This is a genomic window from Bombilactobacillus bombi, assembly GCF_013607485.1.
Taxonomy (GTDB): Bacteria; Bacillota; Bacilli; order Lactobacillales; family Lactobacillaceae; genus Bombilactobacillus; species Bombilactobacillus bombi_A.
In genome coordinates this window covers 1-16,899 of the sequence record NZ_SCHP01000013.1, presented here as the reverse complement: position 1 = coordinate 16,899, position 16,899 = coordinate 1, and the positions used below count along the sequence as shown (strand labels likewise).

At 34.6% G+C, this 16,899-nt stretch carries 13 protein-coding genes; 5 read left to right on the top strand and 8 right to left on the bottom strand.

What is annotated here, in order from left to right:
* Positions 1-24: 24 nt before the first annotated feature.
* The 6 genes from licT to EQ827_RS04390 all read right to left on the bottom strand — a co-directional run bounded on the left by licT (position 25) and on the right by EQ827_RS04390 (position 10,375).
* Positions 25-855 (bottom strand): BglG family transcription antiterminator LicT, encoded by an 831-nt coding sequence (licT, locus tag EQ827_RS04415; RefSeq protein ID WP_181189779.1) that lies wholly within the window; start codon positions 853-855, stop codon positions 25-27.
* A 177-nt stretch (positions 856-1,032) separates the two neighbouring features.
* Positions 1,033-1,221 (bottom strand): hypothetical protein, encoded by a 189-nt coding sequence (locus EQ827_RS04410; protein ID WP_181189778.1) that lies wholly within the window; start codon positions 1,219-1,221, stop codon positions 1,033-1,035.
* Between the two features lie 766 nt (positions 1,222-1,987).
* The gene (locus EQ827_RS04405) at positions 1,988-5,974 is read right to left on the bottom strand and encodes a hypothetical protein (protein ID WP_181189777.1); all 3,987 of its coding nucleotides are present in this window, start codon (positions 5,972-5,974) and stop codon (positions 1,988-1,990) included.
* Positions 5,975-6,309: 335 nt separating this feature from the next.
* Entirely contained in the window at positions 6,310-6,456 is a 147-nt protein-coding gene (locus EQ827_RS04400; RefSeq protein WP_181189776.1) for a hypothetical protein, read from the bottom strand.
* Between the two features lie 577 nt (positions 6,457-7,033).
* A complete protein-coding gene (locus EQ827_RS04395; RefSeq protein WP_181189775.1) occupies positions 7,034-10,159 on the bottom strand; it encodes a hypothetical protein in 3,126 nt (1,041 codons plus the stop codon).
* A gap of 27 nt (positions 10,160-10,186) precedes the next feature.
* Positions 10,187-10,375: a helix-turn-helix domain-containing protein gene (locus EQ827_RS04390; protein ID WP_181189774.1), complete on the bottom strand. Its 189-nt coding sequence runs from the start codon at positions 10,373-10,375 to the stop codon at positions 10,187-10,189.
* A 159-nt stretch (positions 10,376-10,534) separates the two neighbouring features.
* Here EQ827_RS04390 and EQ827_RS04385 point away from each other — a divergent pair, with 159 nt between their 5' ends.
* The gene (locus EQ827_RS04385) at positions 10,535-10,762 is read left to right on the top strand and encodes a helix-turn-helix domain-containing protein (protein ID WP_181189773.1); all 228 of its coding nucleotides are present in this window, start codon (positions 10,535-10,537) and stop codon (positions 10,760-10,762) included.
* A 192-nt stretch (positions 10,763-10,954) separates the two neighbouring features.
* Here the strand turns inward: EQ827_RS04385 and EQ827_RS04380 are convergent, their stop codons facing one another.
* Entirely contained in the window at positions 10,955-11,383 is a 429-nt protein-coding gene (locus EQ827_RS04380) for a pyridoxamine 5'-phosphate oxidase family protein (protein ID WP_181189772.1), read from the bottom strand.
* 125 nt (positions 11,384-11,508) lie between these two features.
* Between EQ827_RS04380 and amaP the strand changes: the two genes are divergently transcribed.
* Genes amaP through EQ827_RS04365 form a run of 3 tightly spaced genes read left to right on the top strand, consistent with a single transcriptional unit; the run spans position 11,509 to position 12,783 of the window.
* Positions 11,509-12,066 (top strand): alkaline shock response membrane anchor protein AmaP, encoded by a 558-nt coding sequence (gene amaP / locus EQ827_RS04375; protein ID WP_181189771.1) that lies wholly within the window; start codon positions 11,509-11,511, stop codon positions 12,064-12,066.
* Between the two features lie 12 nt (positions 12,067-12,078).
* Positions 12,079-12,261, top strand: coding sequence for a DUF2273 domain-containing protein (locus EQ827_RS04370; RefSeq protein ID WP_181189770.1), 183 nt, complete (start codon positions 12,079-12,081; stop codon positions 12,259-12,261).
* Between the two features lie 12 nt (positions 12,262-12,273).
* Complete coding sequence (locus EQ827_RS04365) at positions 12,274-12,783, top strand: Asp23/Gls24 family envelope stress response protein (protein WP_181189769.1); 510 nt, start codon at positions 12,274-12,276, stop codon at positions 12,781-12,783.
* 67 nt (positions 12,784-12,850) lie between these two features.
* On the opposite strand, the gene EQ827_RS04360 is transcribed toward EQ827_RS04365, so the two are convergent.
* Entirely contained in the window at positions 12,851-14,266 is a 1,416-nt protein-coding gene (locus EQ827_RS04360; protein ID WP_181189768.1) for a DHA2 family efflux MFS transporter permease subunit, read from the bottom strand.
* A gap of 396 nt (positions 14,267-14,662) precedes the next feature.
* On the opposite strand from EQ827_RS04360, the gene EQ827_RS04355 reads away from it, so the two are divergent.
* Positions 14,663-16,801 carry a BspA family leucine-rich repeat surface protein gene (locus tag EQ827_RS04355; RefSeq protein ID WP_181189767.1) on the top strand — a complete coding sequence of 713 codons (2,139 nt, stop codon included), beginning with the start codon at positions 14,663-14,665 and terminating at the stop codon, positions 16,799-16,801.
* Positions 16,802-16,899 lie beyond the last annotated feature (98 nt).

Sequence of the window (16,899 nt, the reverse complement as noted above, 5' to 3'; positions counted from 1 at the left end):
GTCATGCTCTTAGTAGATAACACCCTAATTTAAATTTTTAACTAGTCGATTAATATGAACTGTTAAATAAAGGACTTCAGTGCTATTAATCCGATAACGATACTTATTACTGATAAATACCTGAATCTTTTGCGCGCAACTATAAGCTTTGGAATACTTCTTTTGAATAATTGCTAACAAAGCTTCATCCTCATCATCATAATGCTGGCGTAATAAACAACGTTGCGCAAAAAACTTTAAATGCGTAATAAAACGATAGTAGCTGAGCGAATCTTCGTCCAATTCCGTATGATAATAGTCCTTTACAATTTGCTCAATTTCGCGCACAATTCGGACAATTTCATCAGCCAAATCATTGTTAGATTCAGCATTGATAAAATGCAGAGCAATAAATGCTGCTTCATCATCAACCGGTTTCACATCAAGGCTTTGCTTAATGATCTGGAGAGCTTTTTCACCAACTGCATATTCATCAGGATATAAGCGGGCAATATCCCATTTTAAAGAATTACGCAAAATAATGTGTTCATGATAACGCTGCACAGTTGAATGAAGATGATCTGTTAAATCAACATAGATTACTTCACTGAGCTTTTTACCCAATTTGATTTTAGCAAAATTAATAATTTTCTCAGCAGCAATCACCTCTGCTTCGGGAACATTAATTACTAAATCTGTGAAACGATTAAAAGTATCGGGATCGTGAATCTCTAAGATTTTTTCAATCTTAGTCTTGTCCACCGACTGGCCGATCTTTTTTTGAAATCCAACACCAGGACCAAAGACTAAGACCATCTGTTGTTCCGGCTTTTGGGCAATTACTGTATTATTATTTAATATTCTTTGAATTAGCATAATTACGGCCCATCATTTATATGAATGTCCGGGCAGTCATGCTCAATAGATAACACCTGCTTAAGACTGAAACCAGTTTACCAAAAGATGTATGCGGTGTCAAACATATCAGGAGATTATTGGCTAAAAAAGCCATAACCCGCTATCAGCTGGTTATGGTTTTTTTGAGCTTTATTCTCACAATATGATACTAATTGGAATACCTAAATATTCATGAAGATTTTGAATTTCCCGCTTTGTAAAGTCTGTATGATTATTAATTTTGCGATTAGTTGCTGATAAAGAGCGACCAATAACTTTAGCAACTTGTTGCTGCTTGATATGATTTGCTTTGAGGTAACCCAACAACTTGTTTTCTTCTTCCATAGTGCTTCCCCCATTTCTCATGTTAGACATGATTATTGGCAACATAGTAATTACACAATCCGATTTATCATCATCTTATTTCGGAGGGGAGGTATCACATTTAACAGCGAATAAATCCACCTCAGTTATACATATAACGGCACAACAGCTAATGGCACGCCGATTAAATAATTGGTATCGTTTTAATATCTTCAAGTAGTAACTCTGTAATAGTCTTGTAATCAATGATCTAAGGCAACTGATAGTTATAGGAATATGGGTCAACAGCCAGCTAATAGGTACAAAACGGTCTTGTTTCCACTTTTGGGGGATAGATTCCCAACTAAGCCACTCTAAGATTAAAATTTGAATGATGATTCTGATTTTATCTGACATTATTTGATTACCACTAGTGGCTTCAAGCCACAATTATCATTGTTCACACAATTACATACGATATACTCCTAAAGCTGGATTTCATAATTTAAAACTTGACTTAGCAACAGTAAAATTATTATTTATTCCACAATTGCTTGTTATGTTATAATCAATCTGTCTTATTTTAATATAACACAAATATTAATTTAATAAAATTAATGTGATTTGTAATTTTAAAATCACTATGAGATTAATAAATATAAAAAATAGCGCTATTATCAAAATATTGCTTATTATTCTATAACAATTATTAAATTTTTTAAGAAAGTGGAATCTAATCATCCAAGGATACAAAAATGGAGTTCGGCATGATCACTTCCAGAACTCCATTTTTTGTAGATGCTGTTATTTAATTAATACTATCAGTAACTGTCCAATCAATCTTGGTAGAAAACTTTCCCCAATGAGGCTGTGTTTTTTGAGTTTGCAAGAATAGACCCGCTATTTGTTGGTTAGCATTGTTCCACCAAGAATCTGCCAAATCAGCCCTTGTTTCTGTAGAACCATCACCAGCATTGACAGTCTTAGAAAAAATAGTAATAGGGTTATTAATCCCCATAACCTGTTGGCCTATTTGTGAATCTTTATAGAGCAATTGATCATTCCATATTTCATTATCATTATTGACCATCGGCCCATCTAAATTCATTGTAACAGTTATATCATCACCTATATAAGGTGCGTAATCTAAGTGTAAATTAGATTTTACATCATTCTTATTAACAATCGCATAAATTTTATCATCAAATTTACCAATATTATGGCTACCAAAGTCAATCACATTCGGTACCGTTAACTGTAACAATGAAACACTACCAATTGTGATAGCCCCACTTTGACCAATATCAAAATCCCTAGTGGTCCCTTGATATTCAGCGTTAGTAATCATATGCACTGATGCCAAATTTATACCTTGATGATTTGCATCAAATCTTAATGGTGTCATAATTTCAAACTTGGTATTTTCCGGGAATTTACCATTCAAAGTAACATCACTAAATTCGCTCGCACTAGCATTGTACTTTTGACCATATTTAATTGGAATTAGTTTAGTACCATTCGCGTTGCTTATTTTCAACTTAGCGTCACCGTCAATGTGAACATCAGGAGAATCTGGCTGGGAATTTACACCTCTAGTAAATGTAAAATTATCAATAAAACTATGCACACTTTCAGCTGTAAAGGTATCTTTTTCATCATAAGTTCCCATAGGCAGTCTTGATGGATTAGTAAATTGCGGATCACTATCAGCAAGAACCGTTGTAGTATCATGACGATGATATAATTTTTTATTACCTTGATATCCCGGAATATTGATTACTTCATAACTATAACTTAATAAATCGGCGGGATTAATTTTACCATTACTATCCAAACTAAAATTAGGACTTTGACTCTGTTGGTCATCCTTACCATAAAATTTTAAGGTATAACTGCCTGCAGTAGTCATAGCTTCAGCAGAGGGAACTGTCCAAACTGCATGCTTTATTTCCGGATTAGGCAAGGTTGGATGATGAGGATCGTGTGCAGGTATTGTCTCAATCTTAAAACTAGCAGTAGTATCGGGATGTAAAGGATCTAAGGGTGCCCCAGCTGCTGGATTACGATAACCTTTCATGGTTAGATTTTTAGCAGCAGAATTAGTTTCCTGATAATTCAAGGGTACTTGAACATCGTCACCTAAGAAATAAATAGGTTTAGCATTGGCATTATCTAAATCCAAGTATAGGCTGCCCACTTTAACACTTCTAACACTAGAAGCCTGAAAATTGCGCACTGCTGTTACAGTAATTTTATCAGTAGGCATCAAAGTAAAGGGACTACTCTGATGGGTATCATTATAGGCTTGTATTAACTTATCAATATTAATATCAAAAACATTGTTATTCCAAGTAATCAAATTAGAACCAGTTACATAACGCCAAGGCTTAAGTGGTGCTCTCAACAAAGTCCCTGCATCTGTTAGTCCATTCAGAGCAACTCCACTGGCATCATGGTGGTCATTATACCATGATATAGGATCTGGTTGGACAGGAGTAGCCGTGGGCTGAGGATTTAAAATTGTATTTTCTGGATCTACTGCATCTAAATCTTGATTTAAGCCACTATCTCCTAGATCTACTTTTTGTCCATTGCTTTGTTGTACTAATACCCTAATTCTCGCATCAGTAATGGGATTATTCGTTTGTGCGCCCGTGACTGTACCTTTGATGTCACGATTATGAGGATCAATAATAATATTATCATTATTTAGCTCTGGCCCTTCATCAATAGAATGAACCTCGATACTTTCAAATTCACGAAACTGCGTTGAGGAAACTTTTAGTTTACCAATCATTTTACCTAAATTAGATAAATTTTTTTGGTCAGACTGAGCCTTTAAGTTGGGACTATACCCATTACTAGGAACTAAATAGTTAGAACTAAACGGCAAATTCAAATACTGAAAAGGAACATCCTTAAGCATCTGTTCTGAAGTACTTTGTCCTACGGGAACACCCATTGCTGAAGCTTTAACTCCATGCATTTCTACACTACCAGTTCCCCAAACCAAGTTAGATTGACCATTTTTAGGAACCGATAAAGTCAAACTTTTTGGTTGGTAAACACTAACTTTAAATACTCCGGTACCATTTATCAAGTTTACCGGACAAGTAGCCCCAGGAGCCTTCATATCAAAACTACCATTGCGATCAACGAAGATATTAGCATTAGTACTGCCAATAGTTAATAAATTAGCCGTCATATTATTATTATTATTGCCTAAATTTTTAGCCAGAACGACCATAGAACCTTCACCAATATCAGCAGTACCACCTTGAAGATTGATAAGATTACGATCCATAATTGGACCATCGCTAATAACATTAATAGTAGAATTAGAATTTTTCTCATACAAAATTTTACTATTACTGTTACTCATATAAATACCAGTTCCTAACTCAGTATAGCCGCGTTTTATTAGTGTATCGTTGGTTTCGTCGGCTATGCCTTGATCTTCAGCAGGTAATGTGTTGAATATCGGAGAGCGGTCTAAGTTAATATTTAACTGACTATTTTTGCCGATTTTAAGAGTAGCATTTGCTCCATATAAATAAGCTCCTGTAGCAATGTTATAACTACCATTAACTCCAGTTTCAGCATCTGAACTTACGCTAACTCCATTGGCGCCAACTCCCACACGTCGATGAGGGTGTAAATTAACAGTAGCATTATCTCCTATAGTAGCATTACCTTGTAATGCGAGAACATGTCCTCCAGTAGTATAACCATTGAATACGCAATTATCAGAAAAATTAACATTTGTAGCTTCCATATTTTGTTGATTGCTACCACCAATAGAGCCCTGACATCTATAAATATAGCCGTCAGGTCCCTTATAGCTGACCAAAGAATAAGCAGTCGTATGACCAGACATATTTACGGTAGTATTAGAATCACTATACATAAACTGAGCACCATAATAAGTGACATTGTCATAAGTTTCGTTAGCCCAAGCCCCTGCAATTCCAGATAAATGTCCCCGAAGAATACCGTAAAAAGTACTTCCAAAAATTTTCATATTTTGGATTGTAATATTAATATTGCGTTTAGATGTTAGATGGATACTAAAATTACCAGCATTAATCCAATACTTTTTTTGTCCATCAATTGTTAAACTGTTAGGTATATTACGGTCGGAAGAAGGATCAGGTTTCTGCGGAACATTCCGCGAAGCATGGACAATATTTAAATCCCAATCTCCCCCGTCAGAACCCCAAAATTTAGCAGCATTAGGATCAGTTGTTGGATAAGCCATATCACCTCTACTAGTAAAGTTAGTAAAATCAAGGGTATTACCAGAAACCGTTATATCTGGATCATGCGATAAGTCTACTAGATTAATATTATCTACTAAAACAATTTTTGTAATATCTGAATAACCATGGACAGTAGTATCACTGATTAAATTCATATTTTTATAATCAGTTCCATACCCATAAACAGCATGCAAAAATTGCTTGGCATTACGAACATAGGCAGTTACTGTCCCATCTCCATTATCTTTCGTAGCAAAATCATTATTAGCTGGCCAAATAATATCATTACTAGTAATAACACTGGTAGAATCACGCAGTAAGTTTAGCGCATTTGCAGATTGGGAATTGGAAGATTTAATTACTAAATTTTTTTGAAAGCTAAATAAATCATTAATATCGTCGACATTGGTCATAGAACTAGCCAAAATCACACTAAATTTCGAAAATAAAAATAAAATAAAACATCCGCCTAATACGATTAGTGAATGCATCATTGTACAGTCTGTATTAAGATACAGTCTTTTCAAATTATCCATTTTTTCATCTCCAAATATTAACCAAAAATCACCTTAATGACTTTTTATATGATTACATCAATCGGTATATCTAAAGATTTGTGTAATTGTTGAAACTCTTGTTCAGAGAAAGCACTGTGCTTGTTAATTTTTCCTCCTAAGCAACTTTAATTTTTTATACTTTCCTACAAGTACCAACATTAATAAATATAGAGTTAATATATCACAAACTTTCCTAAAATTAAATATATAATAACCATAGTGCTAGTTAAATTATGTTAATAGTATCAACAAATAAATATTGCTCTATACTTGCTTGAAAACCGGCCAGGCACCGAGCGCGATTGCTCTCAATATCAAAGAGCTGATTCCAACAAGAAAATATAGTTTAAATTTTCACCGCTGCCGCTTAAGAAGAGATCATTAACTTGTGCTTGCTGTAAGAGAGTTTTCACCATTTTTAAATCGTGGATGGCGTCGATATTAAATCGTATAGGCGACAACTCAGCCTTGTCGCAGATAATGCAATAATTGATCACCCCAATTGCAGAGGCGGTTAAACCGCAAACGCTCCGGGAGATTAAAAGAGCCTAAAGTCGTTAAAAAACTATAATAGCAGAGTTGATTTAGTCATACACAGTTCCACCTGCCAACCACAGCAGAGCTAAAAATTCGATATCTGATAGCTTAGCCTGTTGAGTATTGAGTCGACAACGAATCTTCTGCGGGGCAAATTGCCGATATAAGGATGCAATAATATTCACTTCTTTATTAGTAGTTGACTAAAGTGGAGCCTAGTCAGGCTTTTTTTCAAATTTTATTAACTAGCACCACGGATATATAATATGTGCTTTTAGTGATGATACAACAAAGACAAATCAAAGAAAGCTATCAGTGTAGAATTATTAATTCTTATAGTATGAAAATATTAATTTTTAGTAGTATTTCTCGCTAAATTTTTTTGACCCCCACATATATAAAACTTGCAGCTTTATATATAATAAAATCCAACAAAAAAGCTTGAGATAAGAGTTCTATCTCAAGCTATTAATATGCTCTCTAACTTCTTTATGAGATATTTTAATTTAAACTATTAGTCAATGTCCAATTAAGTGTGGTTTCATAATGGCCACCACTAATGTCACTTGGAACTTTTAAATGTAACTTAGCAGGAGCCCAAGTAAAGGTCAAAGATTCTTCCTTAGAAAGAGGTCCGGTTAAGCCGGTATTTGAAGAATCTTGCAGGTCAGCCACCTTTAATAACGTATGAGGCTTATTATCTAAATTTATAGTATTGTAATAACTGTTAAAATCCTTTTTAGCATTAGTAACTTTACTATCATTAACTGAAGTAATAGCATTTCCATTAACCTTGAAGGCATAGTAATCTTTCGGATCATCAAATTTAATAGTAGATCCTAGCGGAGCAAAAGTGCCTCGTTCATTTTTTATATTTGCTGCTGAAACGCTCAAAACCCAATTACGAGTAGGCCATGTCATAGTCGGATCTGCATAAGCAAAATTATCAACTAGACTAAGGTTAAATTCATCTTTATTAACGCGGTTAGTATCTACAGTTGTTCCCTTTCCAAAATCGATATTGGAGCCGACTGTAAGAACACGTGAATCTAAAGAAGAATAGACAAACACAATTACTTGATTATTATCTTGAGTGTAATTAATATTAGCCCAAGCATTGTTTTTGGTTTTATCTTTCTCTTTATCATTATAAGGATGAAAATCTGCAGTAGTCGCTCCCACAGTATATTGATAATATCCTAAAAAGCGATGATCCTTAATCGCTGGAGCAGGTGCATCTTTATCGCTAGGAGTAGGATTATACTGGTCAACAATACTGGTACCACTTGGCAATTCTTCTTCCACTGATTTGTTCCATTCACCAATTGTATAATTTGCATTGGTAGAACTAGCTGCCAATGTAAATATATCGGTGGGCAGATTAGTAGGCGTTGGTGTCGACTGATAATAATTAACTGGATCAACTTTAACTGGAGGTTTGGTTCCTGCGTCATTTAAATCCCAATAATGAAAAGTTACCCGGCTAACAGCTGGATTATAGTATAAGTCAATTTTTTTAGCAGTATTGTTGTTATAGGTATATGGAATGCTCTTCAATTCCTTTTGTAAGTCCTTAAAGGTATTGATTGTCTTACCATCTACCACTGCATGGTCAAATTCGTAATCTTTATGATTGCTATCGGTAATATATTTATTTACTTGATCACTAATATCATAGTTTTGACCAATTTCATGTGCCACAGTAGTGGTAGTTTTGCCAGGAATTGTTGCATTAGAAGTAGTTTGATAATTAAATTCATACTTTCCTTGAGGAATTTGAACCTTAGAATAATAGGCCGACTTTAAATTGCCACTATTTGCATCAGTAGTTGTGCTAGTTTCATATATCTTATTACCATTACCGTCTCTTCTATAAACATCAATACTATCAACTGATGCTGGTACTACTAAATACCTTTTACCATTGCTGGTGCTGGTGGTTATCGTACCACTCTTCCACAAATAATCACCATTACTATCCTTAGCGTCCCAATCAATTTTAAAGTTTAGTCCGGCACGAATAAATTTATTCTCTATACCTTTAAAGACTCTACCCACTAGAGAAGAAGTATCTAATGAGTAATTATATACATCATCATTAGGGTACTTAGAATCATTTGTTTTTGTTAAAGATTGATATTGATTAGTAAGTATAGCGTCAATTGAATCACCCTTTATAGATTTAACATCAATTGAATCCAAATCAATACTGGCATATTTAGGAACTCTAAATCCCTTAACATCAAAATTAGTAGGCGCTACTGATTTAGAAGGAGGCTGGACAGGAAATTGTTGTAAAACATCAAACTGAACTGTCTGCGGCGTATATATAATATTACTTGTAGCACTAGCAGTAATAGGTGTACCCGATGAATCTTTAATTACCCCCAGATCATTAGTGGTTGTATCCATATCAGCATAAGGCACTTCTGCTCTCACTATCGGATTATTACTGGTACCAACATATATACCATATAGGTCAACAGCATTAGATCTAACAACAGTAAAGTGGACCTTACCTTTATTAAAAAGATATAAAAAGGCGTTATTTGTGTTAGTTGCATCATTACTCCCATTAGTACTCCAAAATTCAACTTCATCGGAATTATGCGAATTTACTCTGCCTCGTATATTAGTTGTAGTAGCCAAGGTAGATCCGCTGTCAATGCTCCAAACTTTATTTCCATTATTTAATAAATCTTTTTTATCAATCGCTATAATTTTTCTAAAATTATCATTAAAAATCTGATAGGTACCTGATGCCTGTACGGCTGGATATTTAGTTTCATCTGTTTCATCTGGATCGGGGTCAGCTTCCGTTGAGCCACTTCTCACAAACCTAATATCTGTAACCCAACGCGACGCTTCTATTGTACCATTCCTTGCTGTTGGATAATTACGTGGGTAAACCCCACCACTATGAACAGATACATTCAACCAATTTTCAATATTCGGTCCAATATTTATATAAACATTGCTAGAATTCATTGGTAAACTAGGATCAAATTTGTAAGTTGTCCAATCATCCCTTCCATCAGGACCATTCTTTCCTGCTAAAGTTATTGTATAAACCATATCAATCCAAGAACCATCATAATACGCCACATTCTTAATAATGAAGGATGCTGGTTTACTATGATCCGTTATTACAAATCCCTTAGGATAAGGTACAGCAGCTACCCAACTATAAGAACGGTCTAAATAAGTCAAATTATGCAAATGTCTATAAATATTAGCTTTATCGCTAGGATTGTTAGGATTGTAGGTATTAAAATTCTCAGGCGCTTTAAAAGTTAAAACATTATATTGACGAGGAATATAAGTGGTGTCGCTACTGTCAGTAGTATTAATCCTCTTTGCATATTTATCATCTGGAGAAAGCCCAGGAGTGTCATCAAGATCATTAAGATCACGCCACGCTTTACTTCTGCTTAGATAATAATCTGGATCGCGTGTTCTATTATCATAATCATCACCATCAAAATATGATGGTGTTCCAGCACGTAATAAAGCATTCCGATTAGCCAACAAACTATCAAAAGAATCATCAGCTTTAGTAACGTTTGCAGTAATCAAAATACTAAATACAAGTAATGCAGTAATTCTAATGAGTTTTTTTAAATTCATTTTATCACCGCCTTCAAAAGTATTTTGTTAAATCAATATATCAATGGGAATATTCAATGAATCGTGTAATTTTTGGATTTCTCGCTTGGTGAAATCGCTATGATTATTAATTTTGCGGTTGGTAGTCGACAATGACCGGTCAATAATTTCCGCGACTTTTTGCTGTTTAATATGATTAGCTTTGAGATAGCCTAATAATTTATTTTCATCATTCATCAAATTTTATCTCCTTAAAATCATTTTTGTACTAATTTTAGGACGCTCACTTTAAGAATATCACATCTTTGCTTAAAAGAAAATCTCTAACAGTGCTATTTGATAATTATGGCAAAAAATTGCCAAATATAGCAATATAATAAGTGTGGAGGTAGAAAAATGAGCATCAATGAATTCTTAAAGACAACACGCAAAAACCATAATTTGAGTGTTCGTAATTTATCAGAATTAATTCAAATGCAATATGGATATTATGTTTCTAAATCAACACTTAACTACATTGAACAGCCTGGCAAAGCCGTTGATGCGAAGACTTTATTTATATTGATTGATTTTTATCATCTAGATTTCCAAGAAGTTAAAGAAATTATTTTAGACCGTAATTAATAAACACGCTCAAGATGGACAACCTGCCACTTAGCTGCCGCAGATCAAGCAAGCCAATAGTAAATGATATAGTTAGACGTCATCATCTGATCCAAGACCATACTGTTACTAAATTTATATTAATAAAAAGCGGAGTTAAGACATATATTGCCTCAGCTCCGTTTTTTCCTACATAAAATTTTTTCTACCATATTATTTGTTATTTATCTGCACCAATTTTTGATAATCAATGTGGTTATCATGGCGGATTTTGACAGCCATAGTAGTAAAACGTAGAATTACTGGCTTAGTATAGTGGAGTTCCTTTTGAAAGGCATTCAAGCTGGCCTGCAATTGCGGATTTTGTACCGCTTGAGGAACAACAGCCAAGTTCCCTTTCAACATGATAGAAGAATGATTCACTTCCTCAAAACAAATCAGAGCGGCCTGCGAAGAATTCATAAGATTTTTAAAAGTTGTAGAATGCTCACTAGTATAAAATAGGACCGATTTAATGCTGCGTTGAATCGGCAGCGGCGTTAAAACTACTAAACTGGGAAAATTCATTTTGTCTAAGGTGGCAACTGCGAGAACATTAGTTTCTTTAATTACTTGATTAGCTTGCATCAACATTTTATTCATTGCCGAATCTCTTTTCTGTTTTTAGGATTATTGTAAAGGATTTTAAACCATTAAAGAGGATATTAAGCAAATTTTATGTAAATATTAAACTCAAAGTGCTAAGATAATTTTAGGAGGTGAAAAATGTGAATCGAGGTGGGAAATGGCTCTTAGCAATCATCACGCTGATATTACTTCCTTTACCAGCGCTGGTTTTTGGTGCCAATTGGAAAATCTTGCAGCCCTATGTCCAAATGAAATTACCACCAATTCAGTTAAATAACCTATATCTACGTTATTATCTGTTGGCAGCTAGCTTGGTGGTTTTCATGGGCTTATTAATCAGCTTGTGTATCCTCATCTTTTATCCGACACGCCACAAGCTGCATTTAATTAATAAGAATTATGGTCGCCTAACTGTTACCAGTAAGGCTATCAATAATTTTGTCAAGACTTCATTGGAAGCTGAGCCCTATCTTCATAATCCCAAAGTAAGTTCCCGCTTGACTAAGCGCCACATCAAAATCAATGTATCTGGTGACCTACTGGCAGGCTCTAATGCTCAAGGTAAATTTGACAATTATTTACATAACCTAGAAGATGATTTGCGCAATCTTTTAGGGATTGGGCAAAAGCCAAAAATTCGAATTCAATTAACCAATTATCATCCAGATAATGAGCAAAAAAAACGGCAACTTCAGTAGGGAGTGGGAAAGATGAAAAACATTTGGGAACATTATGCTTGGGAAGTGATAGGCAGCTTAATAGGCTTACTCATAGCTATCGGCTGTATCAGCATTGGCTTTGTCAAAACTATTTTTATCTTATTTTTTGTGATAATCGGTGGACTAATAGGACATTACGGGCCGCAATTATTACATTTAATACAAAAAAATTAGGAGGATTGGAACATGAATAATAAAGAAACTAATAAAAAGCAACCTGAAATTAAAGGTGAATTAACTTACGACCAAAAAGTCGTTCAAAAAATCATCGGCATGGCTTTGTCAGATATTGACGGCTTATTAACAGTAGATGGTGGCTTCTTCTCCAACTTGACAGACAAGTTAGTCAACACAGACGACGTAACATCTGGAATTAATGTTGAAGTAGGCAAAAAACAGGTGGCCGTAGATATTGATATTGTAGCTGAATACGGTACCAACATTTCTAAATTGTACGACCAAATTAAAGACAAAATTTATCAAAAAGTTATGAACATGACTGGCTTAGAAGTAGTAGAAGTCAACGTCAATGTTGCTGATGTTAAAACTAAAGAAGAACATGAAAAAGATTCTACCAGCCTTCAAGACAAGCTTAGCCACGCCACAGATCATTTAGGCAAAAACGTTAAGCAAGGCAACGAAAAAGTCAAAGACAACATTCAAGAAAAAACTGAAGCCAAAAATCGCGTCGAATAAAGTTATTGATACTTAAACATCAAAAAAGCCCAGGCAAGTTTTTGTCTGAGCTTTTTTGGATAAAGTTTTATTTATTAAAATCTTGTGAACTAGTTTCTGGGTTTAAGAAGAAGGCAATGATTAAGCCTAAAACCGCTAAAACTAAAGTAAAGTACAAACCAAAGTGGACACCATTGGTAAATTGAGCGGCTTTATTAACGCCGTGATAAGCACTTTGTCCCAAACTTAAGAAGCTCGTCGCTAATGCTGTGGCCACTGCCCCAATAATTTGCTGCATGGTATTTAAAATAGTACTGCCGTCGGCAGATTCCGGACCCTGCAACGCATTCAAGGCATGAGTTTGAGCCGGTGACATCGCCAAAGGGCAGCCAATCATCAATATAATATGCGCACCAATAATATAAGCAATAGCCGAATTAGGGCTAGAGAAAATCAACATCACAATCCCAATGATAGCAATCAAGAAACCAGTGATCGCTGGTTTTTTAGCACCTAAAGAGTCAAATAAGCGCCCTGCAAAAGCAGAAACCATCGCATTAATAATGCCTCCCGGCAGCATAATTATTCCAGTTAAAGCTACTGGTATCAATAAACCCCGTTGCAAATATTGCGGCAATAAATACATAGCCGATAAAATAATGGCAAAGTCTAACATGACACACAAAGCCCCTTGAGCAAAGGCACTCTTACGAAAGACTTTTAAATTAATCACTGGCTCTTTGATGTGTAATTGCCGATATGCATACAAGATTAAAACGACAATCCCGATCGCTAACAAGATTAAAACCATGGGTGCGCCCCAGCCATAGTCAGAAGCAAAGCTGACTCCCATAACTAAAGCTGCAAAACCAACAATTGATTCAATGATAGACAAAACATCAATATGCGGTTTAGTAATGCGGCCAACATTCGGTAAAAACTTCAGAGCAAAACCTAATGCAATGACCAAAAAAGGCACAAACATCCAAAAAATCCAATTCCATGACAATTGCCCCAAAATAATCCCGGTGACAGTGGGACCAATGGCAGGCGCCAACATAATAACTAAGGCACAAACGCCCATGGCACTTCCCATTTTATGTGGGGGAAAAATTAACATTGCGACCGTAAACATCAAAGGCAAAATCAAACCAGTACCCAGCCCCTGAATCATACGTCCAATCAGTAAAATAGTAAAATTAGGTGCCACAGCAGCAACTATGGCTCCAATAATAAAATCAATTAAGCCAGTAATAACTAGTTGGCGGGTAGTGAACCATTTCGTTAATAAACTAGAGAAGGGTAAAATAATTCCAATGACTAACATATAGCCAGTAACTAGCCATTGTACACTACCCGAATTTATATGAAACGACCCCATTAACTGAGGCAAAGCAATATTTAGAGAAGTTTCTGACAACATCCCAACAAAAGCCCCAATCATCATACTCATCATTGCTAACCAAGGTCGTTGAACGTCAACCCTTGCTTGATTCTTTTTCATTTTCAAACTCCTCTCAATTCTTTGCTTTTTGAGCAACTCGATTATCTTAACAAAATAATAGTCAGCACGTAAGTTTTTTTTGAAAATTTTTTCGATGAGTATAAAATTTTATTATTGAAGATGTCGTATTGATTTGTAGATGTTATGCAAAGCACTACTTAGCTTTTTTAATAATAGTAGCAGTATAGAGACTAAATTATAAAATCATCATCTTCTAAGTGAATCAACTTTCTTTAAAAATGAACAACTAAGCTTTATAATAGCTCCTAACAACAGCAATAGTTATTAAATTTTTTAAATATTACTATTAAAAATATGTATAATAACTAATCAACTTATGATATTATAAGAATTGTATTATGGTTGTTTTAATATAAAATTGGCGGCGTACTTGACATGTTGCATAAACAAATAAATCTACATACAGATACCAAAAAATTTTTGAAATTACATAAAAAAATAGGACGACTATGGCTATCTTTTGTAGCACTATTATTAATAGGTATTATCATAGTTCTGGGAATTACATTAACTTCGGCAAGAGAGGTTAAAAATTCTTCGGCAATTAACACCACCTTTGAACAAGAAGTTAAAAAATTAAATCAGCCTTTAAAAATTACTTCAAAAGGCAAAACTTTACATAATGCCACTTATTTATCACCGCTTAATTTACTTACAAGAACACAAGCCAATAGTGTTCAAGCAGGTGATTTTAATCTCAATGGAGATTACGACATAGACAATAGTAACCAGTACTATGTCAACTTAAATTGGGACAGCGTTCCTAAAACATTAGATGGCTATGTGGTACAAAGAACAACTGATCCCTCATTGAACAAGCCTAATATATCTTGGGAAACTCCACCTACTAACTATGGAAAAAAAGTTAAAATTCTTAATGTTTACCCTAGTAATGGAAAATACTTAAAGGAATGGATGAACCAAATTGATCCTCAAACAGGAAAGCCAATATCAATGAATTTAATTGATGTCGATGAGGTATCTTTGTCTGATTTTAAAAAAGATCCTAATAGTTATTTAAAAGATTCCACAACAGGTGAATATAAATATGACGGAATTTATTTTGGTTCCTCAGATATGAATAACTATGAAGATCTAGATAGGACGGAAGTCATAAAACAAATCTTTGCTTTTGGTGCAACTGGCAGAACCGTTATTTTTGGCCATGACACTCTAGTACCTAGGTATGGAGTAGACCCAAATAAAAGTTTTAACTTTTTTGCCAGTTTCTTAGGCATAAAAATTACTCCGACTGTAGACAACAATGGAAATAAGATTAGGGATCCTTACGATCCAGATGGTAATCTCTCCCATGATTTACGGTTAGGATCGACCATTGTTAAATTCTCACCAGGAATGCAAAATGGCTTTTTATCCAAGTATCCCTGGAAGTTGACTGACGCTACTTTTACCATTAGCCCCACTCATAACGGTGGACAGTTTCAGTTATACGATAGCGGCAGTACAAAATGGATGGAATTCGTCCCTCCTTTCCACAGAACTGGTTCTACGAATGCTGTTACTACTCAAACACACTATTTAGATGATCAAGATAATGATGTTCTAACTGATGATGGTCATCGCAAAGGTGACAATAATTGGTATCTAGTTACCAACAAGAATTATGCGATGATTCAAACTGGTCATACTAGTGGTAAATGTACTCCTCAAGAAGCTAAAGTAATAGCCAATATGGTTTATTTTACTAGTACTTTAAATACCTCAACTAATGGCCAGGATCGTACAGTTGATGATCATAATAAGCCTGATACGCCAAAAATAAAATTCACACAATTTAATGATAATATTGGGGATAAGGCTGATTTCCAAATTACTGCGCAAGATCAAGCAACTGATTATTATTATCGTGTTAAGGCTAAAACTGCAAGTCAAGACTTGTATTCAAATACAATTAAAGTCCCAATTTTAAGTGGTATTAAAGGGTACATTTATCAAATTGATACTAATCCTCAAGCACAGGTAACTGTGAATAAAGATTCTAATACTGGAGATATTACAAATATTAATTTATTGCCCAATTCAGTCAGCGATTCTAGTACAACTTTAGCAAATATTAGTCGTCAATCGAATATTAACAAGTATTTACATGTCGTAGCTGTCGATAAAAATAATAATATTTCAGATACTCAGACTATTAGTCTCAATGACGCCTTTCCATGGTGGTCTTATCAAAGTAAAACACTCACTATCTATCTTCATGAATTGAACTATGATACAGACAAAGTATTAACAAATACAGATATAACCCATCCACAATATGATTGGCCATGGTATCAAGATAAAGGCGAAATTCAGACGGTAAATTTTCAGACCGGAGTCAGTGTTAGTGGCAATCTCAATAAATTATTTGCGGATCATAGCCAGCTAAACCAGATCATCGGACTTGCATCATTAGATACAAGTAATGTACAAAATATGAGCCACATGTTTGCTAATTGTAAAAAGTTAAGCAAAATAGATCTGAGACGCGTGGTGCTAGTTAATAATTCTTGAATAAAAAAGCCTGAATAGGCTACACTTTAGTCATCTGCTACTAAAGAAGTGAAACCTATGTCAGACCAACTTAAGTGTAAACAATATTTATTACCTTT